Source organism: Jannaschia formosa, from assembly GCF_003340555.1.
GTDB lineage: Bacteria > Pseudomonadota > Alphaproteobacteria > Rhodobacterales > Rhodobacteraceae > Jannaschia > Jannaschia formosa.
On sequence record NZ_QPLJ01000019.1, the window covers coordinates 45,385 to 69,824 of the forward strand.

Below are 24,440 nucleotides of genomic sequence, written 5' to 3' on the forward strand. Positions count from 1 at the left end.
TTACTCGCAGAAGCGAATCGAGAGGGATCTGGCGCGCGCCGCGCCTGAGAGGGTCTGCTAATTGACTGAACTGGCGACGAAGACACGGCGAATGCACGTCCGCGCGGGCGTCTTGTCGCTGGTGGCCTTCGCCGCTGGAATCGGGGCCTGGACGACGCCTTCCCCCGTCATCCAGCAGATCCTGACCGCGACCGCGGCGGCGCTGATGGCCGTCGTGGTCGGCCTCTACGCGGTCGCCTTCTTCTCGCAGCGCTTCGCCCGCCACCGGCTGGAGGTGGTGATGGACTTCCTCCAGCACGACGGCGCGCCGGGCTTCTGCACCGATCCGGAAGGCGCGATATTCGCCCAGAACCGCTCCGCGCTCGACCGGTTCGGACGGCGCGACGGGGCGACCATGGTCGCGGTCTTCGAGACGCTGTTCGCCAATCCGGACGCGGTCGTCTATCGCCTGCGCTCCCTGGCCGAGATGTCCGACAGCGCGCGCGAGGACGTGGTCACCCGCCGCGGCCATGTCCGCGTCGCCGTCCACCGCATCCCGGGCGGCTTCCTCTGGCGGCTCGAGGATCTGGTCGACCGCGCGCCCCGGGCATCCGACGGCAACGGCCTCCCGATCCTGACCTTCGGCTCCTCGGGGACCATCCTCTACATGAACGGCGTGCTGCGCGGCATGGTCGGCAAGCGCGCCAAGTCGATCGAGGACGTGTTCGACGAGGTGCCGCTGCGCAGCGGCCAGGCTAACCGCCTGCGCGGCAAGGCCGGCTGGGAGACGGTGCGCGTCGTCCTGTCCGAGCCGGTGAATGGCCGGCAGGAGGTCTTCGTCCTCCCGGTCGACGAGACGGCGGACGGCCGGGTCTCGCTCGACGCGTTGCCGGTGGCGCTGCTGCGGCTCGACGCCGACGGGCATGTCATCTCGGCCAACCGCCCCGCGCGCGACCTGCTGCCGCATGCCAGCGACGGCAGCGTCCATCTCGGCGCGATGGTCGAGGGGCTGGGCCGGTCGGTGCGCGAATGGGTGGCCGACGCGGTCGGGGGCCGCGGGCTCTACCGGCCCGAGGTCGTCCGCGTGTCCGGCAGCGACAGCGAAACCTTCCTTCAGGTGACGCTCGGGCGACCCTTGGAAGGCGATCGCGACGGCCTGCTCGCGGTGCTGAACGACGCGACCGAGCTCAAGACCATGGAGGCGCAATTCGTCCAGAGCCAGAAGATGCAGGCGATCGGGCAGCTGGCCGGGGGCGTCGCACATGACTTCAACAACCTGCTGACCGCGATTTCGGGCCATTGCGACCTGCTGCTGCTGCGCCACGGCGAGGGCGACGAGGACTATGCCGACCTGACCCAGATTACCCAGAACGCCAACCGCGCGGCCGCGCTGGTCGGGCAGCTGCTGGCCTTCTCGCGCAAGCAGACGCTGGAGATGCAGCAGGTCGACCTGCGCGACACGCTGAGCGACCTGGCCCACCTCCTGAACCGTCTCGTCGGTGAGCGGGTGACGCTGGAGCTCGACCACGATCCCGCGCTGGTGCCGATCCGCGGCGACAGGCGGCAGCTCGAGCAGGTGCTGATGAACCTGGTGGTCAACGCCCGCGACGCCATGCCCGAAGGCGGCCGTATCCGGATCGACACGCGCTGCGTCCTTCTCAAGGAGCCGATGATCCGCGACCGTGCCACCGTCCAGCCGGGCCAATACGTCGTGGTCAGCGTCAGCGACGAGGGCGTCGGCATCTCGCCCGACATGCTCCGCCGCATCTTCGAGCCCTTCTTCACCACCAAGCGCCCGGGCGAAGGCACCGGACTCGGCCTGTCGATGGCATACGGCATCGTCAAGCAGTCCGGCGGGTTCATCTTCGCCGACAGCGCGCCGGGCAAGGGCGCGACCTTCCATCTCTATTTCCCCGCCGAGCCGCCCGCCGATCGCGGCCACCGATTGCGCCAGCCCCTCACGCCGCCCGCCGCCCAGGAGGCGTTCGCCTCCGCCGTGGAGCCGCCCCCCACGCTCACCCGGAATGAACGGAGCGCCGCGGCCGAGCCGAAGATGCCCGCTGGGTCCGTTCCATTCGCGGATCCCGTGGGCAGCGCCCATTCCGGGCAGCGGCCAGCGATCGCGGATGACGCGCGGACGCTCGGCAACGGACGGGTTCCGAATGCCGAGGTAGACGCCGGGCCGCCAGCGCCGGCGGAGGCGACGGGTTCCACAGCCGCCGATCCCGTCACGGGCCCCTCTGCTTTCGCGGATGACGTCACCGCGACCGGCGACGCGCCGACAGGGCACCGCGCGGCCGGCGCCGAGCCCGCCCGGGATCGCGCCCAGACCGCGCCTCGGTCTGAAGACGACCTGGCGAATGTCTCGTCGCCGGAGATCTCGGCGGAGATGGCCATCGCCGCCCTTCTCGGGCGACAAGACCCGCGCACCGGGACCGAGCCGCTCCGGCTTGGCCCGCCGAAGCGCCCGCTCTCGCTCGCCGCGGATTCCCCCACGAGAACGCGACCCGCGGGGGCCGCAGGTCCCGGCGGTGGCGCGGCGGAGAACGCGTCCGTGCAGAAACCGGTCGTCCTGCTCGTCGAGGACGAGGCGCCTGTCCGGGCCTTCGCCTCCCGCGCCCTGCGCCTGCGCGGTTATACGGTGCTCGAGGCCGCCAATGCCGAGGATGCGCTCGACGCCCTGCGCGACGAGGGGCTGGTCGTCGACCTCTTCGTGACCGACGTCATGATGCCGGGGATGGACGGGCCGAGCTGGGTGCGGGAGGCGCTGAAGAACCGGCCTACCGTGAGGACGGTGTTCATGTCGGGCTACATGCAGGACACGCTCTCCGAGAAGAACGCGGCCGTGCCCAATTCCGTCTTCCTTCCGAAGCCGTTCTCGCTCTCCGACCTTACCCGCACGGTCGAGGACGTGCTTCACTGACCTTCAGTCGTCCGGGACTCACGGCGTCCCCGCGACCAGCCTCTCCCACAGGGCGAAATCCTCCGCCCGCTCCGTCCGCAGCCGGTCGAGAAGCGCCGGGGGCAGCTCCAGCACCCCGTCGGGCGAGACGTTGCGGCGCTCCGGCTCGGGCACGGGGCCGAGCCGGTCGGTCACGAACGTCCGCAGCGCGTCGGGGCGGTCGTGGCGGAAGAGGTGGTCGACCCCGCCCGAAAGCATCCGCGCCTGCGACCCGAGCTTCGCGAATTCCGGCGGGTCGTCCGCGAGATAGGCTTCGACGAAACCGGCGAAGTCGACCTCCGCCGTCGAGTTCGGCAGGCCGTCGAGCGCGGGCCGGCTGCGGTAGCGATACCAGCTGCCCAGCCAGGAGACCGGCTCCCGCATGACGGCGACAAGCTCCAGCGGGCGCCGCCCGCGCTGCTCGAAGAACGGGGCGAGGTCCTTGCGATACTTCGCAACGCCGCAATGCTTGAGGCCCGGCGGGTTCAGGATCGCCGCATCCGCGAGCGGGGCGAGCGCGGCCTCGAGCGCGGTGGTGCCGGTCTTCGGCACCGCGAGCAGGACGAAGCGGGCCTTCCAGAAAACGAGCATCCTCTCCCTCGCGGTAACGGACGGTTAACCACCCTGCGCCTAGTCTGATTCATCGATCGGACTTGAATATGTTCTCACTTTGTCCCATATCGGTCGCAGGAACAAGACGCGAACATAAACCGCGATTGCCGCAGTTGCGGCAGCATGTAACAAGGGCGGATCACATGGCAACGGCGAACCTTCTCGACATGGCTGACAAAAAGAGCGCCGACAAGCAGAAGGCCCTCGATAGCGCGCTGGCGCAGATCGAGCGGCAATTCGGCAAGGGCTCCATCATGAAGCTCGGTGGCCAGAACCAGATGCCGGATATCGAGGCGACCTCGACCGGCTCGCTGGGGCTGGACATCGCGCTGGGCATCGGCGGCCTGCCCAAGGGCCGCGTCATCGAAATCTACGGCCCCGAAAGCTCCGGCAAGACGACGCTGACGCTGCACGCGATCGCGGAAGAGCAGAAGAAGGGCGGCGTCTGCGCCTTCGTCGACGCGGAGCACGCGCTCGACCCGCAATACGCCAAGAAGCTGGGCGTCGATCTCGACGAGTTGCTGATCTCGCAGCCCGACACCGGCGAGCAGGCGCTGGAGATCGTCGACACGCTGGTCCGCTCGGGCGCGGTCAGCATGGTCGTGGTCGACTCGGTCGCGGCGCTGACTCCCAAGTCCGAGCTCGAAGGGGACATGGGCGACAGCTCGGTCGGGGTGCATGCACGGCTGATGAGCCAGGCGATGCGCAAGCTGACCGGCTCGATCAACCGGTCCGGCTGCATGGTCATCTTCATCAACCAGATCCGGATGAAGATCGGCGTCATGTTCGGCTCGCCCGAGACGACGACTGGCGGCAACGCGCTGAAGTTCTACGCCTCGGTGCGGCTCGACATCCGCCGCATCGGCTCGATCAAGGATCGGGACGAGGTCGTGGGCAACGCGACCCGCGTGAAGGTGGTAAAGAACAAGGTGGCCCCGCCGTTCAAGCAGGTCGAGTTCGACATCATGTATGGCGAGGGCATCTCGAAGATGGGCGAGCTTCTCGACCTCGGCGTCAAGGCCGGCGTGGTCGACAAGTCCGGCGCCTGGTTCAGCTATGGCGACGAACGGATCGGGCAGGGGCGCGAGAACTCCAAGCAGTTCCTGCGCGACAACCCGAAGGTCGCGCTGGAGATCGAGGACAAGATCCGCGCGGCCCACGGGCTCGACTTCCACATGACCGAGTCCGACAAGGACGAGGTCCTCGACGACTGACCGGCCGCCCTCGGGGCCGAGGCCCTGGATGCGCCGGCGGTGCCGAGAGAACATTGCGAGAGGGGCCGTCCGACGGGGCGGCCCCTTTCCCGTGGCGCAGATCGGCCCCGCGACCCACTCGACAGGGCTCGGAGGCGCGGTTAGGTAGCCCGTCGCACGCCTCCAAGGAACCCGCACCGATGCCCAGCCTGACCGACATCCGCACGACCTTCCTCGACTACTTCGAGAAGAACGGGCATGCCCGGGTCGACAGCTCTCCGCTGGTGCCGCGCAACGACCCGACGCTGATGTTCACGAACTCGGGGATGGTGCAGTTCAAGAACCTCTTCACCGGGCAGGAGACGCGCGACTACGTCCGCGCGACGACCTCGCAGAAATGCGTGCGCGCGGGCGGCAAGCACAACGACCTCGACAATGTCGGCTACACGGCGCGGCACCATACCTTCTTCGAGATGCTGGGAAATTTCAGCTTCGGGGATTACTTCAAGGACGACGCGATCGCGCTGGCCTGGGGCCTGATCACGAAGGAGTTCGGGATCGACCCGTCGCGCCTGCTGGTCACGGTCTACCATACTGACGACGAGGCGGCGAACATCTGGAAGAAGGTCGCGGGCCTGCCCGACGACCGGATCATACGCATCGCCACCGACGACAATTTCTGGCGGATGGGCCCGACCGGCCCCTGCGGCCCCTGCACCGAAATCTTCTACGACCACGGCGACCACATCCCCGGCGGCCCGCCGGGCAGCCCGGACGAGGACGGCGACCGGTTCATCGAGATCTGGAACCTCGTCTTCATGCAGAACGAGCAGTTCGCCGATGGCCGGCTGGAGCCGCTCGACATGCAGTCCATCGACACCGGCATGGGGCTGGAGCGGATCGGCGCGCTGCTCCAGGGCAAGCACGACAATTACGACACTGACCTGATGCGCGCGCTGATCGAGGCGAGCGCGCAGGCCACCGGCACCGATCCGGACGGGCCGGACAACGTGCATCACCGGGTGATCGCGGACCACCTCCGCGCAACCGGCTTCCTGATCGCGGACGGCGTGATGCCCTCGAACGAGGGGCGCGGCTATGTCCTGCGCCGGATCATGCGCCGCGCGATGCGCCATGCCCACCAGACCGGCGCCTCCGATCCGGTGATGCACCGGCTGGTCCCGGCGCTGGTCCACCAGATGGGCGGCCATTACGGCGAGCTGCGCCGCGCCCAGCCCCTGATCGAGGAGACGCTGCGCGGCGAGGAGGAGCGGTTCCGCACCACGCTCGACCGTGGCCTGCGCCTGCTCGAGGACGAGGTCGGCCGCCTGCCCGAGGGCGGGACTCTGCCGGGCGAGGCGGCGTTCAAGCTCTACGACACCTACGGCTTTCCGCTCGACCTGACGCAGGACGCGCTGCGCGAGAAGGGCCTGAAAGTCGATACCGCGGGCTTCGACGCGGCGATGGCCGAGCAGAAGGCGCGCGCCCGCGCCGCCTGGTCCGGCTCGGGCGAGCAGGCGGACGCGGCGATCTGGCTCGACCTCGCGGACCAGCACGGCGCGACGGAGTTCCTCGGCTACGACACCGAGACCGCCGAAGGCCAGATTCTCGCGCTGGTCCGTGACGGGGCCGAAGTCGACGCCGTGAAGGCGGGCGAGACGGTGGCGCTGGTCGTCAACCAGACGCCCTTCTACGGCGAGGCGGGTGGCCAGGTCGGCGATACCGGCACGATCCGCACGAAGACCGGCCGCGTCCGCGTCACCGACACGAAGAAGTCCGCCGGGCTGTTCCTCCACATGGCCGAGGTCGAGGAGGGCGAGCTGTGCGCCGGCCAGTCGGCCGAGCTGGTCGTCGACACCCTGCGCCGCAGCGCGATCCGCGCGAACCATTCGGCGACGCACCTGCTGCACGAGGCCCTGCGCGCCGCCCTGGGCGAGCATGTCGCGCAGCGCGGCTCGCTCAACGCCGAGGACCGGCTCCGCTTCGACTTCAGCCACGGGCAGGCGCTGACCCCGGAGGAGCTGTCGCGCATCGAGGCCGAGGTGAACCGCTACATTCGCCAGAACTCCGAGGTCTCGACCCGGGTCATGGCCCCGGATGCCGCGCGCGATCTCGGCGCGCAGGCGCTCTTCGGTGAGAAATACGGCGACGAGGTCCGGGTCGTGTCGATGGGGCGGCTCGACGGCTCCGGCAAGGGGACGGACAAGACGACCTATTCGATTGAGCTCTGCGGCGGCACCCATGTCGCGCGCACCGGCGAGATCGGTGCCTTCGTGGCGCTCGGCGATCAGGCCTCCAGCGCGGGGGTCCGCCGGATCGAGGCGCTGACCGGGCAGCCCGCGATGGACTACCTGCGCGCCCAGGACCGCCGCGTGACGGAGCTTGCCAACCTCTTCAAGGCGCAGCCCGAGGAGGTCGGCGAACGGGTGCGCGCGCTCATGGACGAGCGCAAGGCGCTTCAGGCCGAGATCGCGCGCCTGCGCCGCGAGGCCGCGATGGGCGCCGGGGCCGAGGCGAAGGAGATCAACGGGATGAAGGTCGTCCTTCAGGTGATCTCCGGCGTCTCCGGCAAGGATCTCGGCCCGATGATCGACCAGCAGAAGCAGATCCTTGGCTCGGGCATCGTGGCGCTGATCGCCGATACCGGCGCGAAGCCCGCGGTCGCGATCGGCGTGACGAAGGACCTCACCGACCGCGTCAGCGCGGCCGACCTCGTGAAGATCGCCGTCGAGGCGCTCGGCGGCCGCGGCGGCGGCGGCCGGCCCGAGATGGCGCAGGGTGGCGGTGCCGACATCGCGCAGGCCGAGGCCGCGCTGGCTGCCGTCGAGAAGGCCATCGCCGGGGCGTGACGCGCCCCGGCCCGCCCGCGCGGGCTCAGTGCCCCGTGCTGTTCGAGAAGACCTGCATCACGACGATCCCCGCCACGATCAGGCCCATGCCGATCATCGCGGGGGCGTCGAGCCGCTCCCCGAACCAGAGCCAGCCGATCACCGCGATGAAGGCGATCCCGAGGCCCGACCAGATCGCATAGGCGATACCCACCGGCACCGTCTTCAGGACATGCGCCAGCAGCCAGAAGGATGCCGCATAGGCGCAGACCGTCACGAGGGACGGCGCGAGCCGCGTGAACCCGGCGGACGCCTTCAGCGCCGTGGTGCCGATGGTTTCGGTGAGGATCGCGAGAACGAGCAGGAGCCAAGGCATGTCAGCGGCCGATATACCGATCGCCGCGGTGATTGACAGCCACGATCAGGTTCACGATCACCGCGCCGAGCAGTGACGCCATCACCGCCTCCGGCGCCAGCACCAAACCGGCCGCTGCGAACAGCACCGCGTCGAAGCCGAGTTGCACCCAGCCCGCGCGCCAGCCCAGCCGCTCCTGCAGCCAGAGCGCCAGGATGCCGACCCCGCCGAGCGAGGCGCCGTGGCGGAAGATGGCCAGCAGCCCGACGCCGATCACCCCGCCCGCCAGGGCCGCGGCCGTCCAGGGCGAGAAGCTTTCGATCACGAGGAGACGGGGCAGCGCGGCAGAGAAGACCGAGACGAGCGTGACCGCGATCACCGTCTTGGCGACGAAGCGCGGCCCGATGCGCACCCAGCCCAGCACGTAGAAGGGCAGGTTCAGCACGAAGAACCAGACCGCGAAGGACCAGCCGGAGACATAGCTCAGCAGCACGCCCAGCCCCGCCGTCTGCCCGGTCACCAGCCCGTCGGCGCGCAGCAGATGCACCCCGAGCGCGCAGAGCGCCGCACCGAGCAGCAGCGCCTGCGCGTCCTCCAGCGGCGTGTGGCGCATTGCCAGGTGAGGCTCGCACTCGTCCGGCATGGCCGCTTCCTGTGGCTGGAAATACTCCGGGGGAGCGCGAGGGGGCAGAGCCCCCTCGCACCGGTCGGACCGGCGCAGCCGGTCCGAAGCCGCGGTCAGAGCGCCTGCTGGAGGTTCTCGTCGACCTTCTCCAGAAAGCCCATCGTCGTCAGCCACTTCTGGTCCGGCCCGACCAGCAGGGCGAGGTCCTTGGTCATGTGGCCGCTCTCGACCGTATCGACCACGACCTTCTCCAGCGTCTCGGCGAAGTTCAGAAGCTGCGCGTTGTCGTCGAGCTTGGCGCGGTGCTTCAGCCCCCCCGTCCAGGCGAAGATCGACGCGATGGAGTTGGTCGAGGTCTCCTTGCCGGCCTGATGCTGGCGGTAGTGGCGGGTGACGGTGCCGTGGGCCGCCTCGGCCTCGACGATCTTCCCGTCGGGCGTCATCAGCTGCGAGGTCATCAGGCCGAGCGAACCGAAGCCCTGCGCCACGGTATCCGACTGCACGTCGCCGTCGTAGTTCTTGCAGGCCCAGACATAGCCGCCCGACCACTTCATCGCGCTGGCGACCATGTCGTCGATCAGCCGGTGCTCGTAGGTCAGGCCCGCCTCCTTGAAGCGGTCGGCGAATTCCTCGTCGAAGACCTTCTGGAACAGGATCATGAACTGCCCGTCATACTGCTTCATGATCGTGTTCTTGGTCGACAGGTAGACCGGGTAGCCGCGCTTGAGGCCGTAGTTGAACGAGGCGCGGGCGAAGTCGATGATCGACTGGTCGAGGTTGTACATCGACATGAACACGCCCGAGGACGGCGCGTCGAAGACCTCGTGTTCCTCCTCGTAGCCGTCGGCGCCGACGAACTTCATTGTCAGCTTGCCGGGCCCGGGGAACTTCATGTCGGTGGCGCGGTACTGGTCGCCGAAGGCGTGGCGGCCGATGATGATCGGCTGCGTCCAGCCGGGCACGAGGCGCGGCACGTTCGAGCAGATGATCGGCTCGCGGAAGACGACGCCGCCCAGGATGTTGCGGATCGTGCCGTTCGGGCTGCGCCACATCTTCTTGAGCCCGAACTCCTCCACCCGCGCCTCGTCGGGGGTGATCGTGGCGCATTTCACGCCGACGCCGACCTCCTTGATCTTCTCGGCCGCGTCGATGGTGATCTGGTCGTCGGTCTCGTCGCGCGCCTCGATGCCCAGATCGTAGTAGAGCAGATCGACGTCGAGATAGGGCAGGATCAGCTTGTCCTTGATGAACTGCCAGATGATGCGGGTCATCTCGTCGCCGTCGAGCTCGACGACGGGGTTCTCTACCTTGATCTTCGACATGGGCTGGGGCCTCTGGTCCGGTTGCGTCCTGACCGCCCTCTAGCGCAGGACCGGGGACGGGGTCCACCTTGTATGCGACGGCATACCACGGACGGGCGGCGGTGCTCCGCCAGGTCGCGAGGAACGCCCTCACGGCGGGCGTGCGGGCGTTCCGGTGATCGGTCGCAAGCCCTCTCGGGCGCGCTTAGGTCAGGTGTCGCTGTAGACGGGGCCGACCGACTCGATCTCGGCTTCGATGTCGTCGCCGTCGAACCAGCCTTCGAACCAGCCTTCTTCCTCGATCGAGATCACGGCGTTCCGGTCGAGGTCCGCGGCGTTGTAGACGCCGGTCGTGTACTCGTCCTCGGTCAGCAGGTCGTCGTCGTTCACGTCGAGCTCGGCATAGTAGTCGCCGTACTCGTCACCGTAGAACTGGCCGAACTCCGACTGGTCGAGATAGCCCGACGAGTCGACGTCGTAGGTGTCGTACCAGGTCGTGTCGTAGCCGTCGGTGCCCCACCAGTTGGTGTAGCCGGTCTGGAACTCGTCCTCCGTGATCTGGAGGTCGTTATCCATGTCGTAGGACGAATAGAGCCCGGTCGAGAACTCGTTCTGATCGACATAGGTGTCGTCGTTGATGTCCACGGCATTGTAATAGCCGGTGGACTGGAAGCCAGTGCCGAACGTGTCGCGGTCGAGGTCGGTCCCGTAGGTCGGGCCGAAGACCTGCGCGGTCGCGGCGCCGGCGAGCAGGAGGGCGGTGCTGGTCGTCAGTGCGAGGGTTTTCATGGGTCTCTCCGTTTCTTGTGAAAAGGGAGCGGCCTGTCTGGTCTTGCCACTCCAGGTTGTAACAAACGCAAGTGGCCTTGGTTCCTGGACTTACCCGACGAAGGCGGGGGATCGCCGAGCGGCCAAATCCGAGGAGGGGAGGGGGCGAGGGGGCGGCCCGGCCGTAACCTTGGCCGGGCCTACCGCTCCCCAGGCTTCGCCAGAACGTGGGAGCGGGTGAGTGTCCGCGGCACCTCGCCGCGTCCGCCTTCTTGGACATCTTCGGATTGACCACTGCAGGGCCGTATTCTGATTTCCGGGCGGGACATTGACCGCCCTGGCGGCGGCAATCCGGCTCAGTCGCGCGTTCGTTGCAGGACCCGCCCGCATCGCCACCTGCCCGTCACGTTCCCGGACGCTATCCGATGATTTCGAGGCGACGGTCTAAATTCTTGCAAAGAATCCCGCGATCTTCGGGGCGATCCACGCCCAGAGCGCCGGCGCGCCGCGGTCGATGCGCGGGCCCAGACGGTCGCGAAGCCGGGCCTCGTCGACATTGTAGTCGTTCCAGGACCCGCCCCCGGTCGCGAGGTTCAGGTTGGGCGGCTGGAACCTGTCCAGCGCCTTGGCGAAGCGCGCATCGGGCGTCTCCGCCGCCTCGAACTCGTCCCAGAGCGCCCGGAACGCCCGGCCCTGATCCTCCGGAAGCAGGCCGAAGATCCGCTCGGCGGCGCGGGCCTCGGCCTCGACCTGACCGGCACTGTCCGCCGCGCCTTCGGCGAAGAAGGGCACGTCGCCCGCGTCGATCTCCACCAGGTCATGCAGCAGCAGCATGCGGATCACCCGGTCGATGCACACGCCGTCCGGCGCATGCGGCGCCAGGGTCAGCGCGAAGAGCGCGAGATGCCAGGAATGTTCGGCCGAGTTCTCGAAGCGCGATCCGTCGACCACCCGCGTCGCGCGGGTGACAGCGGAGAGCCTCCCGGCCTCCATCAGGAACGCCATGCGGGCGTCGAGGGGATCAGCCGAGCCGGGGATCGGTCTTGACCTGTGGCACGGCCCGGCGGCCCTTGCGCGCGGCGGCCTCGGATTCCCCCTTGCCAAGGGCCTCCTCGGCGGCGGCGCGTTCGGCCTTGCGGCGTTCCAGCAATTCGCGGGCCCGCTGGGCGGCCCGGTTTGGCTCGGGCTCCACGGTCCGGGGCGCCGCCGTCCCGGCATCGCCCGGCCAGTCCTCCTCGTGGGCGTCACCCGGCTGCGTCTCGGCGCTGGCCATCTCGGGCGCGGGCTTCGGCGCCGCGGCGGCGGCCTCGGGCGTCCTGCCCCGGGCGGCCAGTTCCTGCGCACGCGCCGCGATCAGCTGATCGGCCCGGATCGCGGCCCGCTGTACCCGGACCGAGGTCACGAAGGCCTCCTGCAAGGTCTGGGAGCTGTCGCCCAGAGCCTTGCCGATCAGGGTGATGATGTCCTCGTCGCCGGTCGCCTCGATATGCCTGATCACGTCGGCGGCCAGCCTGTCGGCGGTCTCTTCGGCTATGCCCATTGCGTCCTCCGGATTCGGGCAGAGGCTAGCGGTCCGCGACGCAGGTGCAAGGCCCTGCTAGCGCGTCGTTTCGGTCAGCCGGCGCGAGACGTATTCCTTCACCGTCTCGATCATCGGGTCCATCATCGGATCCTCGAAGAAGTGGCCGGCGCCCTCCATCTCCCTGTGGGTGATGGTGATGCCCTTCTGCTCGTGCAGCTTGTTGACCAGGGCCGTCGTGTCCGCGGGCGGCGCGACACGGTCGGCGCTGCCGTTGATGATCAGGCCCGAGGACGGGCAGGGCGCGAGGAAGCTGAAATCGTAGCGGTCGGCAGGCGGCGAGACCGAGATGAAGCCGGTGATCTCGGGCCTGCGCATCAGCAGCTGCATCCCGATCCACGCGCCGAACGAGAAGCCCGCGACCCAGCAATGCTTGGAGTTGGGGTTCATCGACTGCAGGTAGTCCAGCGCCGAAGCCGCGTCCGACAGCTCGCCGATGCCCTGATCGTATTCCCCTTGGCTGCGGCCCACGCCGCGGAAGTTGAACCGCAGCACGGTGAAGCCCAGCGAGTGGAACGCGTAATGCAGGTTGTAGACGACCCGGTTGTTCATCGTCCCGCCGAACTGCGGATGCGGGTGCAGCACGATGGCGATGGGCGCGTCGCGGACCTTCTGAGGATGGTAGCGGCCTTCGAGCCGGCCGTCCGGGCCTTGGAAGATCACTTCGGGCATCGTCGCTCCTCGCGGTCGGATCGCACAGTCGGGGGACGCGGCGCGGCACTTGCCGCGCGCGGCCTCGGAGAGGTATGCGCCGGGGGCGGGAAGGTCAATCACGGAGGGCGCGATGAAGCTGAGCACCAAGGGTCGTTACGCCATGGTCGCGCTCGCCGATTTGGCGATGCAGCCCGACGGCACGCTGTCGACCCTGGCCGAGGTCTCGGCCCGCCAAGACATCTCGCTTCCGTATCTGGAGCAACTCTTCGTCAAGCTGCGCCGCGCAGGGTTGGTCGCCTCGGTCCGCGGCCCGGGCGGCGGCTACCGGCTGGCCCGGTCGGCGACCGAGATCCGCGTCTCCGACATCCTCGAGGCCGTGGACGAGACGGTGAGCGCCATGCAGATGGGCGCCGGAGCCAAGGGCGCGGTCTCGGGCTCGCGCGCGCAGTCGATGACCAACCGGCTGTGGGAATCGCTCTCGGCCCATGTCTACGTCTTCCTGCACCAGACGCGCCTGTCGGACGTGGTCCGCAACGAGCTGACGCCGTGCCCGGCCGTGCCGCACCTGTTCCAGCTCATCGACGAGTGACGCGAGGGGTTCCCCTGCCGCTCACCGGCCCCGGCGCAGTCGCACGGATACGCCCCAGCGGGCCGAGAATCGTGCGCACGTGACGTATGACACAGATCCGACGCGGATCACCCGCGCATCACCCACGGAATCCGACGCTCCTTCCCTTAACCCTTTCTCAGGGTAAAGCTGTGACCCTCGGCGCCGAGAAACGCGTGACCGGCCTCGGCGCAGAAGTGGGGGACGTCGACATGCGCCGCCGGATCGTCGGCCAGCAACCGCACCAGCGCCCCCGAAGGCAGGGCCTGCATCCGCTTGCGCAGCCGCAGAACGGGCAGGGGGCAGAGCAGGCCGCGCGCGTCGACCTCCAGGTCGGGCTCCATCCGAATCTCCTTATTTTCGCCGCTTCAGGCTGCCACGCTCGCGCGCGAAAGGGCCAGCCATGACCGTGTTCCGTCGCCGCGTTCTGTATATCCCGGGCTACGACCCGTTCCACCCCCGCCGCTACCGCGAACTCTACCGCAAGGAGGGCGCGGCGCAGGCGGCGATTTCCGGCTACTCACTGGAGCAGCGCAAAGGCGACGGCCCCTATTCCTGGATCGTCGAGGCCGAGATGGAGGGCGCGCACAGCGAGGCCCATGTCGAGGTGCTGGTCTGGTCGGACATCGTCTCCAGGTCGATGTCCGGCACGCTCCGCGCGACCTATGCGGCACTCTTCCGCACGGCCTGGATCTACATTTCGTCCGGCGCGCTGCTCAGGCTGGCACGGCTGCGCAAGGGTCCGGTGATCGCGGCGCTCTATCCGGTGGTTTTCCTTCTGCTGCAGGCACTTGCGGCGCTGATCGTCCTCGGCGCGGCCATCCGCATCGGAGCCGGGTTCGGGCTCGCTGGCGGCGTCGCCGGCGCCGTCTTGGGGGCGGGTCTCGGCTACCTTCTGCTGCGCTGGTTCAAGGCGAAGGATTCCAAGGTCTTCGCCCATTACCTGATGCATGACTACGCCTTTTCCGCCCGCTGGCGCGGGGCCAACCCGCCCGAGCTCGAGGCGCGGATGGCGGAGTTCGGGGACCGCATCGCCAAGGCGCTGGACGGCGCATGGGACGAGGTGCTGGTCGTCGGCCATTCCTCCGGGGCGCATCTCGCGGTCTCGGTGCTGGCCGACCTGCTGCGCGCGGGCCGCGTGCCCGAGGGGCGCTGTGCCCTGCTGACGCTGGGCCATGTCGTTCCCATGGTCAGCTTTCTTCCTGACGCCAACAGGTTGCGCGCCGACCTTCATCTGACGGGCGGGCAGGATCGCATCCCCTGGATCGATGTCACCGCGCCGGGCGATGGCTGCGCCTTCGCGCTTTGCGACCCGGTGGCGGTGTCCGGCGTCGCCCCCGAGGGGCAGCGCTGGCCGCTCGTGATCTCGGCCGCCTTCACGAAGACGCTTTCCCCCGAACGCTGGGCCGAGTTGCGCCGCCGCTGGTTCCGCCTGCATTTCCAGTATCTTTGCGCCTTCGACCGGCCCGGCGACTACGACTACTTCCGGATCACGGCCGGCCCGCAGACCCTCGGCGCCCGCTTCGCAGGGCGCGCGCCCAGCCCATCGCGGCTGACGGCGGCGGTCAACCGCTACACCGCGATGGCGGCATGATCCCACCGAAGCCCGTGCCCCGGCCCGACCGGGTCGGGCTGCTGGACTACGGCCGCCGGTTCCGCGCGGATATCCTCTCGGCCCAGCCCGCACGCCTCTACCGCGCCTGGATGGCAGAGTTCCGGACGCCCTTCTTCCGCAGCTACATGATGAACGACCCGCAACTCCTTGATCTTGTGTTAAAGGAGAGGCCGGGGGACTTCCCCAAGTCCGATCGCATCCGCGAGGGTCTGGCGCCGCTTCTGGGGCGTTCGGTCTTCGTCACCAACGGGGAGGAGTGGAAGCGCCAGCGCCGGATCATCGACCCGGCTTTCGGGCGGGGACGGCTGCGCGACGCCTTTCCGGCGATGCGGGACGCGGCGAACGCCATGGCCGCGCGCCTGCCCGAAGGGGCGCAGGAGATCGAGGAGGCGGCCAGCTACGCCGCCGCCGACGTGATCTTCCGCACGCTCTTCTCTGTGCCCATCGAGGACCGCCTGGCCGCGCAGGTCTTCCGCGAGTTCCGCGCCTATCAGCGCACGCAGCCCCTGCTCAACCTCGCCGCGCTGATCCCCCTGCCACGCTGGGTGCCGCGCCTGCACCGCAGGCGCACGCTGGTCGCCGCCCGCGCGATCCGGGGCGCCATCGCCGCCCTGGTCGAGCGGCGGGCGGGGCAGATCGGCGACGGGACCGCGCCGGACGACCTGGCCACCAAGATCATGACCTATCCCGATCCCGAGACAGGCCACCGCTTCGACACTGAAGAGATGATCGACCAGGTCGCCATCTTCTTCCTGGCCGGCCACGAGACCAGCGCCTCGGCGCTGGCCTGGGCGCTCTATCTGCTGGCGACGCATCCGGAGGCGCAGGCGCGCGTCGCCGCCGAGGGGCAGGGGATGGATTGGGAGAACCTCGCCTTTTCAGAACTCTCCAGGCTGTCCTTCACACGCGACGTGTTCCGCGAGACGCTCCGCCTTTACCCGCCCGTCCCGATGATGGTGCGTGAGACGACGCGGCCGGAGACCTTTCGCGGCCGCGCCGCCCCGAAGGGCGCGCAATGCGTGCTCAGCCCCTGGCACCTGCACCGTCACGAGCGGCTCTGGGCCGATCCGGACGGGTTCGACCCGGACCGCTGGCGGCGCGAGGAGGCGCAGGAGTCGCAGCGCCGCGCCTACATGCCCTTCAGCGCTGGCCCGCGCGTCTGCCCCGGCGCGGGCTTCGCGATGGCCGAGGGCGTGCTGCTTCTGGCCCGGGCCGTCGCTGCCTTCGACATCGCGGCTGAGGGCCCGCTTCCCGTTCCGGTCGCCCACCTCACGGTGCGGGCGCGGGACGGCATCCACCTTCGGCTCAGGCGGCGTCAGTCGGTGCCGCGATAGGGCTCGACATATTGCAGCGCCATGTCCCACGGGAAGAAGATCCAGGTGTCCTGGCTGACCCCGGTGATGAAGGTGTCCACCATCGGCTCGCCCTTGGGCTTGGCGTAGACAGTCGCGAAATGGGCCTTGGGGTAGAGATCGCGGATGACTTCCAGCGTCTTGCCGCTGTCGACGAGGTCGTCGATCACCAGGACCCCGGTCCCGTCGCCGACAACGCTGGCTTCGGGCTTCGACAGGACCTGCGCCTCGCCCTGGGTCTGGTGGTCGTAGGACTTGACCGAGATCGTATCGACGAGCCGGATGTCCAGTTCCCGCGCCACGATCATCGCCGGCGCCATCCCGCCGCGCGTGACCGCGACGATCGCCTTCCAGGACCCGTCGCCCGGCCCGCGCCCGTCCAGCCGCCAGGCCAGCGCGCGGCTGTCGCGGTGGATCTGGTCCCAGCTGATGTGGAAGCCCTTTTCGTGGGGAAGCTGCGTGGCCATCGGGGCCTCCTTCAAGGAACGGAAATCATTGCGAGACCAGCAGGCGGAGGCCCAGCGCCCCGAGGACGAGCGCGGTCGCGCGCGAGATCATGGGCTTCCATGTCAGGTAGCGGGTCTGGACCGCGGGGCGGCTGAGCAGGGTTGCGAGCAGCGTGTAGACGACGAGTTCGAGCGCGATGTGGTTGGCCGTGATGACGGCCATCTCGAGGTTGGACAGGACCGGCGGAAAGATCACCAGCAGGACGCCCGCCGAAAACAGGATCGACTTCGGGTTGCCGAGGTTCAACGCCACGCCTCGCAGAAACGCGCGCCGCGACGACACCGGCGGTGTCGCGTCGACCGGAAGGCATGCGCTGCGCCAGGTGTGGACCGCGTAGCCCAGGATCAGGAGCGCGCCGCCGATCTTGAGCGCCGTGTAGGCCGCGGGCACGACGGTGAACAGCGTCTCCAGTCCCAGCAGCGCCGCCAGCGTCCAGAGGCCCGCCATCACCGCCAGCCCGGCGCCGGTCAGCACGCCTTCCCGTCGCCCGCCCCGCAGGGACGCCTGCACGCAGAGAACGAAGGCCGGACCGGGTCCCAGCACCGCTACCAGCAGCGCCGCGTTGAAGGCGAGGAGATGGCCGGGACCCAGCGTCTCCATCAGCCGTCCTTCTTCTCCAGCGTGATGTCGGGGGCGTCGACGTTCTTCATGCCGACCACGTGGTAGCCCGCGTCGACATGGTGGATCGTTCCCGTCACCGCCGAGCTGAGATCCGACAGCAGGTACATCGCCGAGGCGCCGACCTCTTCGATGGTCACGGTCCGGCGGAGCGGCGAGTTGTATTCGTTCCACTTCATGATGTAGCGGAAATCGCCGATCCCGGAAGCGGCCAGCGTCTTGATCGTGCCCGCCGAGATCGCGTTCACGCGGATGCCGTCGCGGCCGAGATCCTCGGCCAAGTACTGCACCGAGGATTCGAGCGCCGCCTTGGCGAGGCCCATCACGTTGTAATGCGGCATGACCTTCTCGGCGCCGTAATAGGTCAGGGTCAGGGCCGATCCGCCCTCGGTCATCATCTTCTCGGCGCGCTGCATGACGGCGGTGAAGGAATAGACCGAGACGTTCATCGTCGTCAGGAAGTTCTGCAGCGATGTGTCGAGGTAGCGGCCGCGCAGCTCCGACTTGTCGGAGAAGCCGATGGCGTGGACCACGAAGTCGAGCCGGTCCCAGCGTTGCTTCAGCCCGTCGAACAGCGCGTCGATCGACGCCCCGTCCGAGACGTCGCAGGGCAGGACGATGTCGGAGCCAACCTTTGCGGCCAGCGGCCCGACCCGCTTGAGCAGCGCCTCCCCCTGGTAGCTGAAAGCGAGCTCCGCACCCTGGTCGGCACAGGCCTTCGCGATGCCCCAGGCGATCGACTTGTCGTTGGCGAGGCCCATGATAAGCCCGCGCTGCCCCGCCATGATACCCGACATGTCACCCTCCGCTTGCGTCGCTGTGGGCTTTAGGCGATTGCCGGAGGGGCAGCAAGAAGGGGCAGGGCATGGGGTCGGACAGGACGGGCATCTTCGCGGGCGACGACCCGTTCGTGATCGCGCGCACCTGGCTGGCCGAGGCCGAGGCGTCCGAACCCGAGGATCCGAACGCCATCGCGCTGGCCACCGTCGACGAGGACGGCCTGCCCAACGTCCGTATGGTCCTGCTGAAGGAGATCGAGATCGGCGACGACGGGACCGGCGGCTTCGTCTTCTACACCAATTTCGAGGGCAAGAAGGGGCAGGAGCTGGCCGCCACCCCGAAGGCCGCCTTCGTGATGCACTGGAAGTCGCTGCGACGCCAGATCCGCGTGCGCGGCCCGGTGGAGCGGGTCGAGGACGCGCAGGCCGACGCCTACTATGCGTCCCGCAGCCTTCAGTCGCGGCTGGGCGCCTGGGCCTCGGAGCAGTCGCGCCCGCTCGACAGCCGGGCCACGCTGATGGCCGAGGTCGCCAAGGCGACGGCCCGGCACGGACCCGCGCCCGCGAGGCCCCCGTTCTGGGGCGGGTTCCGCATCCGGCCGGTCGAGATCGAATTTTGGGCAGACGGACGATTTCGTTTGCACGACCGCTATCGCTGGACTCGCGATCATGGCATTTGGAAGGCGACGCGCCTCTATCCCTGACAATCGGCGGTCCCTTGCGCATGACGTCGCGGCGCCGCATCAATCGACTACAATCTATGCGTTTTGTCTTGTGCCGCCCTCTCGCGGGAGTATGAAACCCCTCTGTTTGGTCCCATAATGGTTTACGTAAGGGAACACGATCTAGCTTAAGGACGGAAATGACGTTCGGCACGAAGACGACGCACGCAGAGGGCGAGGCGGAGGGCGGTCAGATCGTCCGGGGTCATGTGAAATGGTTCGATGCCGCACGTGGGTTCGGCTTCGTCGTCTCGCCTGAAGTCGAGCGGGACATCCTGTTGCACGTGAACGTGTTGCGGAACTTCGGCCAGGGGTCGATCGGCGATGGCAGCGGCGTCACGCTGCGGGTCCAGCGCAGCGAGCGGGGCCTGCAGGCCGTCGAGGTGCTGGAGGTCGAGGAGCCGTCGACGGAGATCGACCTGCCCGAAGGCGCCCCCGTCCCGGACTATCTGCAGCCCATCGACGAGAGCCTTCCCTATCTTCCCGCGCGGGTTAAGTGGTTCGACAAGGCCAAAGGCTTTGGTTTCGCGAACGTTTTCGGACGCAGCGAAGACGTCTTCATCCATATCGAGGTGCTGCGGCGCTTCGGGCTTGCGGATCTGGGACCCGGAGAGGCAGTCTGCCTGCGCGCCGTGGATGGCGCGCGCGGCAAGCTGGCCCTGGAGGTGCGCAGATGGGAACATTACGTGGAATGATCCGGGCCGCTTTGGCGGTGCTGGCGCTTGCCGGACCCGCCGCCGCGTCCTGCGATCCGGGCCATGTCGACCTGCGCGGCGACTTCGGGACCGTGCGGTTCCGCGTCGAGCTGGCGCTCACCCCCCAGGAACAGGCGCGCGGCCTGATGCACCGGGAAGAGATGGCCCGCATGGCGGGCATGCTCTTCGTCTACGACCGCCAGCAGCCATTGTCGTTCTGGATGCGCAACACGCTGATTCCGCTCGACATGATCTTCCTCGACGAGACCGGGACCGTCATCAACATCCATCCCGACGCGGTGCCTCTGGACGAAACGCCCATTCGCTCCGAGGCGCCGGGTCTTGCCGTGCTGGAGATCAATGGCGGCATGGCCGAAACGCTGGGCCTTGGCCCGGGGGACGAGCTGCGCTCTCCGGCGATGCCGCAGGACCTGGCCGCCTGGCCCTGCGACTGAGGCTTCCCCCCCGCGCGCGCCGGTGATAGGCGGGCCGCACGGTCGGGGCGTGGCGCAGTCTGGTAGCGCACCTGTTTTGGGTACAGGGGGTCGTGAGTTCGAATCTCGCCGCCCCGACCACATCCCTTATTTCGAATCGACCCCCCCCTTCGGAGGCGAATCAGGCTTTGGCGTGACGCCCGCGCCACGGTCCTCCGCCGGGTCGGGCGCTGCGGACCGGGATGTTGGCGTCATCTTCCTGCCATCTTTTCAACACTTATCGCGGCCCCGTCGTGGAAGGGCATCGAACGCCCGACCGGGCGAGTCTGTTCCCGCGCATTTATCCCCGGTTCAGCCCACAGGATTCTTTCCCGCGAATCGTTGACCGCTGCCCTCGGTGCCCTCTACTTTGTGTTCCTGTCGACGGCACTACACCACATATAGCGTCGACCGGAGCAGAGACCGATGCAGTCCAGCAGCCCCGGAGAGGGCGCGGAACGCGGGCCGAACAGGACCCGCGACCGGGGACGGCGTGACATCGGGCGGACCTATAGACTCGGGGAGAGGCCAGAGATGCGGCTGGAACGGAAGCTTACGACGCGCGGACAGGATGCCTATGCGGCGCTGACCTTCACCAAGACCACCTCCGAGATCCGGAACCCGGATGGAACGGTCGTCTTCAAGCTGGACGCCGTCGAGGTCCCCAAGGGCTGGAGCCAGGTCGCCTCCGACATCATCGCGCAGAAATACTTCCGAAAGGCCGGCGTCCCCGCGCGCCTGAAGAAGGTCCGCGAAAAGGACGTGCCCGAGTTCCTCTGGCGCTCCGTCCCCGACGAGGCGGCGCTGGCGGAGCTTCCGGAGGAGGAGCGCTTCGGCGGCGAAACCTCCTCCAAGCAGGTCTTCGACCGGCTTGCCGGCGCCTGGGCCTATTGGGGCTGGAAGGGCGGCTACTTCACCACCGAAGAGGACGCGCAGGCCTATTTCGACGAGATGCGCGTGATGCTGGCCCGCCAGATGGGCGCGCCGAACTCGCCGCAATGGTTCAACACCGGCCTGCACTGGGCCTACGGCATCGACGGGCCGGCGCAGGGCCACCACTATGTCGACCCGGCCACCGGCAAGCTGACCCGGTCGAAGTCCAGCTACGAGCATCCGCAGCCGCATGCATGCTTCATCCAGTCCGTGGCCGACGACCTGGTGAACGACGGCGGCATCATGGACCTCTGGGTGCGCGAGGCGCGGCTGTTCAAATACGGCTCGGGAACCGGGACCAACTTCAGCCACCTGCGCGGCGAGGGCGAGCCGCTGTCGGGCGGCGGTAAATCGTCGGGCCTGATGGGCTTTCTCAAGATCGGCGACCGTGCGGCGGGGGCAATCAAGTCGGGCGGCACCACGCGGCGCGCGGCCAAGATGGTCATCGTCGACATGGACCACCCGGACATCGAAGCCTTCATCGACTGGAAGGTCGTGGAGGAGCAGAAGGTCGCGGCCCTCGTCGCGGGCTCCAAGGCGCATCAGGCGCAACTGACCAAGGTGATGGAAGCCGTGCGCGCCTGGGACGGAAAGCTCGACGATGCCTGCGACCCTGCGGTGAACGACGCGCTCAAGGGCGTCATTCGTGCGGCCAAGAAGCACATGATCCCCGAGGCCTACATCCTCCGCGTGCTGCAATACGCGCGTCAGGGCTATGACAGCATCGAGTTTCCGACCTACGACACCGACTGGGATTCGAAGGCCTACGAAACCGTCGCGGGCCAGAACTCCAACAACTCCGTCCGCGTGACCAACGCCTTCCTGCACGCCGTCGAGAAGGACGCCGACTGGCATCTGACGCGCCGCACCGACGGCAAGGTCGCGAAGACCGTCAAGGCCCGCGACCTGTGGGAGAAGGTCGGCCACGCCGCCTGGGCCTGCGCCGATCCCGGGATCCAGTTCCACGACACGGTCAACGACTGGCACACCTGCCCCGAAGACGGGCCGATCCGCGGCTCCAACCCGTGCTCGGAATACATGTTCCTCGACGACACGGCCTGCAATCTCGCCTCGATGAACCTGCTGAAGTTCCTCAAGGACGACGGCACTTTCGACGCCGATCTCTACGTCCATGCCTCGCGCCTCTGGACCATCACGCTGGAGATCAGCGTGGCGATGGCGCAGTTTCCCTCGAAGGAGATCGCGCAGCGCAGCTACGACTTCCGCACGCTGGGGCTGGGCTATGCCAATATCGGCGGCCTTCTGATGAACCTCGGCTACGGCTACGACAGCCGCGAGGGCAGGGCGCTCTGCGGCGCGCTGACGGCGGTAATGACCGGCACGTCCTACGCGACCTCGGCCGAGATGGCCGGAGAGCTGGGGCCGTTCCCCGGCTATCCCAAGAACGCCGAGCACATGAAGCGCGTGATCCGCAACCACCGCACCGCCGCCCTCGGCAAGGCCGACGGTTACGAGAGCCTCGCGGTCAAGCCGGTCCCGCTCGACATCGAGGGTTGCCCCGAGCCGGGTTTGACCGATCTGGCCGCGAAGGTCTGGGACGACGCCGTCTCGCTGGGCGAGACCCACGGCTATCGCAACGCGCAGTCCACCGTCATCGCGCCCACGGGCACGATCGGCCTCGTGATGGATTGCGACACGACCGGGATCGAGCCGGACTTCGCGCTGGTGAAGTTCAAGAAGCTGGCCGGAGGCGGCTACTTCAAGATCATCAACCAGTCGGTGCCTGCCTCGCTGCGCAAGCTGGGCTATGGCGAGGCCGAGATCGCCGAGATCGTCGCCTATGCGGTGGGCCACGGCTCGCTGGGGCAGGCGCCCGGGATCAACCACACGTCCCTGATCGGCCACGGCTTCGGCAAGGCGGAGATCGACAAGATCGAGGCCGCGCTGCCCTCGGCCTTCGACATCCGGTTCGTCTTCAACCAGTGGACGCTGGGCGAGGACTTCCTGACGAAGACGTTGGGCGTTCCGGCAGCGAAGCTCAACGACCCGTCCTTCGACCTGCTGCGGCATCTCGGCTTCTCGAGAAAGGAAATCGAGGCGGCCAACGATCATGTCTGCGGGACGATGACGCTGGAAGGCGCGCCGGGTCTGAAGGACGAGCACCTGAACGTCTTCGACTGCGCCAACCCCTGCGGCAAGAAGGGCAAGCGGTTCCTCAGCGTCGACAGCCACATCCACATGATGGCCGCCGCGCAGAGCTTCATCTCGGGCGCCATCTCCAAGACGATCAACATGCCGAACTCGGCCACGATCGAGGATTGCCAGAAGGCGTACGAGCTCAGCTGGTCCCTCGGCGTGAAGGCCAATGCGCTCTACCGCGACGGTTCCAAGCTGTCGCAGCCCCTCGCCGCGAGTCTCGTCGAGGACGACGACGAGGCCGCCGAGGTGCTGGAGACGGGCACGCCCCACCAGAAGGCCGAGGTGCTGGCCGAGAAGATCGTCGAGAAGATCATCGTTCGCGAGGTCGCGCGCGGCCGCCAGAAGATGCCGGAGCGCCGGAAGGGCTATACCCAGAAGGCGGTCGTGGGCGGCCACAAGGTGTATCTGCGCACCGGCGAATACGCCAATGGCGACCTGGGCGAGATCTTCATCGACATGCACAAGGAAGGCGCGGGCTTCCGGGCGATGATGAACAACTTCGCCATCGCGGTCTCGGTCGGCCTGCAATACGGCGTCCCGCTGGAGGAGTTCGTGGACGCCTTCACCTTCACCAAGTTCGAGCCCGCGGGGATGGTGCAGGGCAACGACTCGATCAAGAACGCGACCTCGGTGCTCGACTACATCTTCCGGGAGTTGGCGGTCAGCTATCTCGACCGCGAGGACCTGGCCCATGTGAAGCCGCAGGGCGAGACCTTCGACTCGATCGGCGAGGCCGAGGCCAAGCGGGTCGAGGACGGCAACCTCGCCCCGGTCGGCGCCTCGGCGACCAAGTCGCTGGAGGTCATCAAGTCCTTCACCTCGTCGGGCTACCTGCGGAAGCGCCTGCCCAAGGATCTCGTCGCGTTCCGTGGCGGGGCGGACCGGGTCGCGGCGCAGCTCGCCGTCTCCACCTCGACGGAGACCACCCAGGCCGTCCTGACCGCAGAGCCGGCGCCGGCCACGGGGATGGACCAGCGCGCAAAGGCCAGGATGCAGGGCTACGAGGGCGAAGCCTGCGGCGAATGCGGCAACTACACGCTGGTCCGCAACGGCACCTGCATGAAGTGCAACACCTGCGGCGGGACGTCGGGGTGTAGCTAAAGAAAAGGAGTGGGGGCACTGCGCGCCAACGCCGTGCCCCCGC

The 24,440-nt window shown here is 68.1% G+C and carries 22 protein-coding genes and 1 tRNA gene; 11 read left to right on the plus strand and 12 right to left on the minus strand.

Going from position 1 to position 24,440, the window contains the following annotated elements; translation table 11 throughout:
- The first annotated feature begins 91 nt into the window (after positions 1–91).
- Positions 92–2,902 (plus strand): ATP-binding protein, encoded by a 2,811-nt coding sequence (locus DR046_RS24325; RefSeq protein ID WP_245190981.1) that lies wholly within the window; start codon positions 92–94, stop codon positions 2,900–2,902.
- An 18-nt stretch (positions 2,903–2,920) separates the two neighbouring features.
- Here the strand turns inward: DR046_RS24325 and DR046_RS16760 are convergent, their stop codons facing one another.
- Entirely contained in the window at positions 2,921–3,511 is a 591-nt protein-coding gene (locus DR046_RS16760) for a gamma-glutamyl kinase (protein ID WP_115383539.1), read from the minus strand.
- A gap of 164 nt (positions 3,512–3,675) precedes the next feature.
- Between DR046_RS16760 and recA the strand changes: the two genes are divergently transcribed.
- Complete coding sequence (gene recA / locus DR046_RS16765; RefSeq protein ID WP_115383540.1) at positions 3,676–4,746, plus strand: recombinase RecA; 1,071 nt, start codon at positions 3,676–3,678, stop codon at positions 4,744–4,746.
- Positions 4,747–4,925: 179 nt separating this feature from the next.
- Positions 4,926–7,574: an alanine--tRNA ligase gene (gene alaS, locus DR046_RS16770; protein WP_115383541.1), complete on the plus strand. Its 2,649-nt coding sequence runs from the start codon at positions 4,926–4,928 to the stop codon at positions 7,572–7,574.
- A 25-nt stretch (positions 7,575–7,599) separates the two neighbouring features.
- Here alaS and DR046_RS16775 read toward each other — a convergent pair whose 3' ends face one another.
- The 7 genes from DR046_RS16775 to DR046_RS16805 all read right to left on the minus strand — a co-directional run bounded on the left by DR046_RS16775 (position 7,600) and on the right by DR046_RS16805 (position 12,853).
- Positions 7,600–7,929, minus strand: coding sequence for an SMR family transporter (locus tag DR046_RS16775; protein ID WP_115383542.1), 330 nt, complete (start codon positions 7,927–7,929; stop codon positions 7,600–7,602).
- A gap of 1 nt (position 7,930) precedes the next feature.
- Complete coding sequence (locus DR046_RS16780; RefSeq protein WP_115383543.1) at positions 7,931–8,551, minus strand: YitT family protein; 621 nt, start codon at positions 8,549–8,551, stop codon at positions 7,931–7,933.
- A gap of 95 nt (positions 8,552–8,646) precedes the next feature.
- Positions 8,647–9,855 (minus strand): NADP-dependent isocitrate dehydrogenase, encoded by a 1,209-nt coding sequence (locus DR046_RS16785; protein ID WP_115383544.1) that lies wholly within the window; start codon positions 9,853–9,855, stop codon positions 8,647–8,649.
- 189 nt (positions 9,856–10,044) lie between these two features.
- On the minus strand, positions 10,045–10,623 hold the full coding sequence (locus DR046_RS16790) for an EF-hand domain-containing protein (RefSeq protein WP_115383545.1): 579 nt from the start codon (positions 10,621–10,623) through the stop codon (positions 10,045–10,047).
- A 423-nt stretch (positions 10,624–11,046) separates the two neighbouring features.
- Entirely contained in the window at positions 11,047–11,607 is a 561-nt protein-coding gene (locus DR046_RS16795; protein WP_245190982.1) for an HD domain-containing protein, read from the minus strand.
- Between the two features lie 16 nt (positions 11,608–11,623).
- Positions 11,624–12,142: a hypothetical protein gene (locus tag DR046_RS24330; protein WP_245190983.1), complete on the minus strand. Its 519-nt coding sequence runs from the start codon at positions 12,140–12,142 to the stop codon at positions 11,624–11,626.
- A 57-nt stretch (positions 12,143–12,199) separates the two neighbouring features.
- Positions 12,200–12,853: an alpha/beta hydrolase gene (locus DR046_RS16805; protein ID WP_115383547.1), complete on the minus strand. Its 654-nt coding sequence runs from the start codon at positions 12,851–12,853 to the stop codon at positions 12,200–12,202.
- A gap of 112 nt (positions 12,854–12,965) precedes the next feature.
- Here DR046_RS16805 and iscR point away from each other — a divergent pair, with 112 nt between their 5' ends.
- On the plus strand, positions 12,966–13,424 hold the full coding sequence (gene iscR, locus DR046_RS16810; protein WP_115383548.1) for a Fe-S cluster assembly transcriptional regulator IscR: 459 nt from the start codon (positions 12,966–12,968) through the stop codon (positions 13,422–13,424).
- A 146-nt stretch (positions 13,425–13,570) separates the two neighbouring features.
- Here iscR and DR046_RS16815 read toward each other — a convergent pair whose 3' ends face one another.
- A complete protein-coding gene (locus DR046_RS16815; RefSeq protein WP_115383549.1) occupies positions 13,571–13,786 on the minus strand; it encodes a sulfurtransferase TusA family protein in 216 nt (71 codons plus the stop codon).
- Between the two features lie 59 nt (positions 13,787–13,845).
- Here DR046_RS16815 and DR046_RS16820 point away from each other — a divergent pair, with 59 nt between their 5' ends.
- Together DR046_RS16820 and DR046_RS16825 are read left to right on the plus strand one after the other, a co-directional pair.
- Entirely contained in the window at positions 13,846–15,036 is a 1,191-nt protein-coding gene (locus DR046_RS16820) for a hypothetical protein (RefSeq protein WP_115383550.1), read from the plus strand.
- Positions 15,033–16,391: a cytochrome P450 gene (locus DR046_RS16825; protein ID WP_115383551.1), complete on the plus strand. Its 1,359-nt coding sequence runs from the start codon at positions 15,033–15,035 to the stop codon at positions 16,389–16,391. Before DR046_RS16820 ends, DR046_RS16825 begins: the two co-directional genes overlap by 4 nt.
- Here DR046_RS16825 and gpt read toward each other — a convergent pair.
- Genes gpt through fabI form a run of 3 tightly spaced genes read right to left on the minus strand, consistent with a single transcriptional unit; the run spans position 16,373 to position 18,331 of the window.
- Positions 16,373–16,876 carry a xanthine phosphoribosyltransferase gene (gene gpt, locus DR046_RS16830; protein WP_115383552.1) on the minus strand — a complete coding sequence of 168 codons (504 nt, stop codon included), beginning with the start codon at positions 16,874–16,876 and terminating at the stop codon, positions 16,373–16,375. The two genes, DR046_RS16825 and gpt, sit on opposite strands and share 19 nt — an antisense overlap.
- Before the next feature lie 25 nt (positions 16,877–16,901).
- Positions 16,902–17,516 carry a LysE family translocator gene (locus tag DR046_RS16835; RefSeq protein ID WP_115383553.1) on the minus strand — a complete coding sequence of 205 codons (615 nt, stop codon included), beginning with the start codon at positions 17,514–17,516 and terminating at the stop codon, positions 16,902–16,904.
- Complete coding sequence (gene fabI, locus DR046_RS16840; protein WP_115383554.1) at positions 17,516–18,331, minus strand: enoyl-ACP reductase FabI; 816 nt, start codon at positions 18,329–18,331, stop codon at positions 17,516–17,518. The genes DR046_RS16835 and fabI overlap by 1 nt, the downstream gene beginning before the upstream one ends.
- Before the next feature lie 68 nt (positions 18,332–18,399).
- Between fabI and pdxH the strand changes: the two genes are divergently transcribed.
- From pdxH to DR046_RS16865, 5 genes are all read left to right on the plus strand, one after another.
- A complete protein-coding gene (gene pdxH, locus DR046_RS16845; RefSeq protein ID WP_115383555.1) occupies positions 18,400–19,017 on the plus strand; it encodes a pyridoxamine 5'-phosphate oxidase in 618 nt (205 codons plus the stop codon).
- Between the two features lie 158 nt (positions 19,018–19,175).
- Positions 19,176–19,730: a cold-shock protein gene (locus DR046_RS16850; protein ID WP_115383556.1), complete on the plus strand. Its 555-nt coding sequence runs from the start codon at positions 19,176–19,178 to the stop codon at positions 19,728–19,730.
- Entirely contained in the window at positions 19,727–20,185 is a 459-nt protein-coding gene (locus tag DR046_RS16855; protein WP_115383557.1) for a DUF192 domain-containing protein, read from the plus strand. Before DR046_RS16850 ends, DR046_RS16855 begins: the two co-directional genes overlap by 4 nt.
- A 43-nt stretch (positions 20,186–20,228) precedes the next feature.
- Positions 20,229–20,305 (plus strand) — tRNA-Pro (locus DR046_RS16860).
- A 432-nt stretch (positions 20,306–20,737) separates the two neighbouring features.
- A complete protein-coding gene (locus tag DR046_RS16865) occupies positions 20,738–24,397 on the plus strand; it encodes a vitamin B12-dependent ribonucleotide reductase (RefSeq protein WP_115383558.1) in 3,660 nt (1,219 codons plus the stop codon).
- Positions 24,398–24,440 lie beyond the last annotated feature (43 nt).

What these genes read in the sequence shown, in the direction of transcription:
- DR046_RS24325 (WP_245190981.1), top strand. Translation starts at nt 92, where the DNA reads ATGCACGTCCGCGCGGGCGTCTTGTCGCTGGTGGCCTTCGCCGCTGGA.
- DR046_RS16760 (WP_115383539.1), bottom strand. Translation starts at nt 3,511, where the DNA reads ATGCTCGTTTTCTGGAAGGCCCGCTTCGTCCTGCTCGCGGTGCCGAAG.
- recA (WP_115383540.1), top strand. Translation starts at nt 3,676, where the DNA reads ATGGCAACGGCGAACCTTCTCGACATGGCTGACAAAAAGAGCGCCGAC.
- alaS (WP_115383541.1), top strand. Translation starts at nt 4,926, where the DNA reads ATGCCCAGCCTGACCGACATCCGCACGACCTTCCTCGACTACTTCGAG.
- DR046_RS16775 (WP_115383542.1), bottom strand. Translation starts at nt 7,929, where the DNA reads ATGCCTTGGCTCCTGCTCGTTCTCGCGATCCTCACCGAAACCATCGGC.
- DR046_RS16780 (WP_115383543.1), bottom strand. Translation starts at nt 8,551, where the DNA reads ATGCCGGACGAGTGCGAGCCTCACCTGGCAATGCGCCACACGCCGCTG.
- DR046_RS16785 (WP_115383544.1), bottom strand. Translation starts at nt 9,855, where the DNA reads ATGTCGAAGATCAAGGTAGAGAACCCCGTCGTCGAGCTCGACGGCGAC.
- DR046_RS16790 (WP_115383545.1), bottom strand. Translation starts at nt 10,623, where the DNA reads ATGAAAACCCTCGCACTGACGACCAGCACCGCCCTCCTGCTCGCCGGC.
- DR046_RS16795 (WP_245190982.1), bottom strand. Translation starts at nt 11,607, where the DNA reads ATGGCGTTCCTGATGGAGGCCGGGAGGCTCTCCGCTGTCACCCGCGCG.
- DR046_RS24330 (WP_245190983.1), bottom strand. Translation starts at nt 12,142, where the DNA reads ATGGGCATAGCCGAAGAGACCGCCGACAGGCTGGCCGCCGACGTGATC.
- DR046_RS16805 (WP_115383547.1), bottom strand. Translation starts at nt 12,853, where the DNA reads ATGCCCGAAGTGATCTTCCAAGGCCCGGACGGCCGGCTCGAAGGCCGC.
- iscR (WP_115383548.1), top strand. Translation starts at nt 12,966, where the DNA reads ATGAAGCTGAGCACCAAGGGTCGTTACGCCATGGTCGCGCTCGCCGAT.
- DR046_RS16815 (WP_115383549.1), bottom strand. Translation starts at nt 13,786, where the DNA reads ATGGAGCCCGACCTGGAGGTCGACGCGCGCGGCCTGCTCTGCCCCCTG.
- DR046_RS16820 (WP_115383550.1), top strand. Translation starts at nt 13,846, where the DNA reads ATGACCGTGTTCCGTCGCCGCGTTCTGTATATCCCGGGCTACGACCCG.
- DR046_RS16825 (WP_115383551.1), top strand. Translation starts at nt 15,033, where the DNA reads ATGATCCCACCGAAGCCCGTGCCCCGGCCCGACCGGGTCGGGCTGCTG.
- gpt (WP_115383552.1), bottom strand. Translation starts at nt 16,876, where the DNA reads ATGGCCACGCAGCTTCCCCACGAAAAGGGCTTCCACATCAGCTGGGAC.
- DR046_RS16835 (WP_115383553.1), bottom strand. Translation starts at nt 17,516, where the DNA reads ATGGAGACGCTGGGTCCCGGCCATCTCCTCGCCTTCAACGCGGCGCTG.
- fabI (WP_115383554.1), bottom strand. Translation starts at nt 18,331, where the DNA reads ATGTCGGGTATCATGGCGGGGCAGCGCGGGCTTATCATGGGCCTCGCC.
- pdxH (WP_115383555.1), top strand. Translation starts at nt 18,400, where the DNA reads ATGGGGTCGGACAGGACGGGCATCTTCGCGGGCGACGACCCGTTCGTG.
- DR046_RS16850 (WP_115383556.1), top strand. Translation starts at nt 19,176, where the DNA reads ATGACGTTCGGCACGAAGACGACGCACGCAGAGGGCGAGGCGGAGGGC.
- DR046_RS16855 (WP_115383557.1), top strand. Translation starts at nt 19,727, where the DNA reads ATGATCCGGGCCGCTTTGGCGGTGCTGGCGCTTGCCGGACCCGCCGCC.
- DR046_RS16865 (WP_115383558.1), top strand. Translation starts at nt 20,738, where the DNA reads ATGCGGCTGGAACGGAAGCTTACGACGCGCGGACAGGATGCCTATGCG.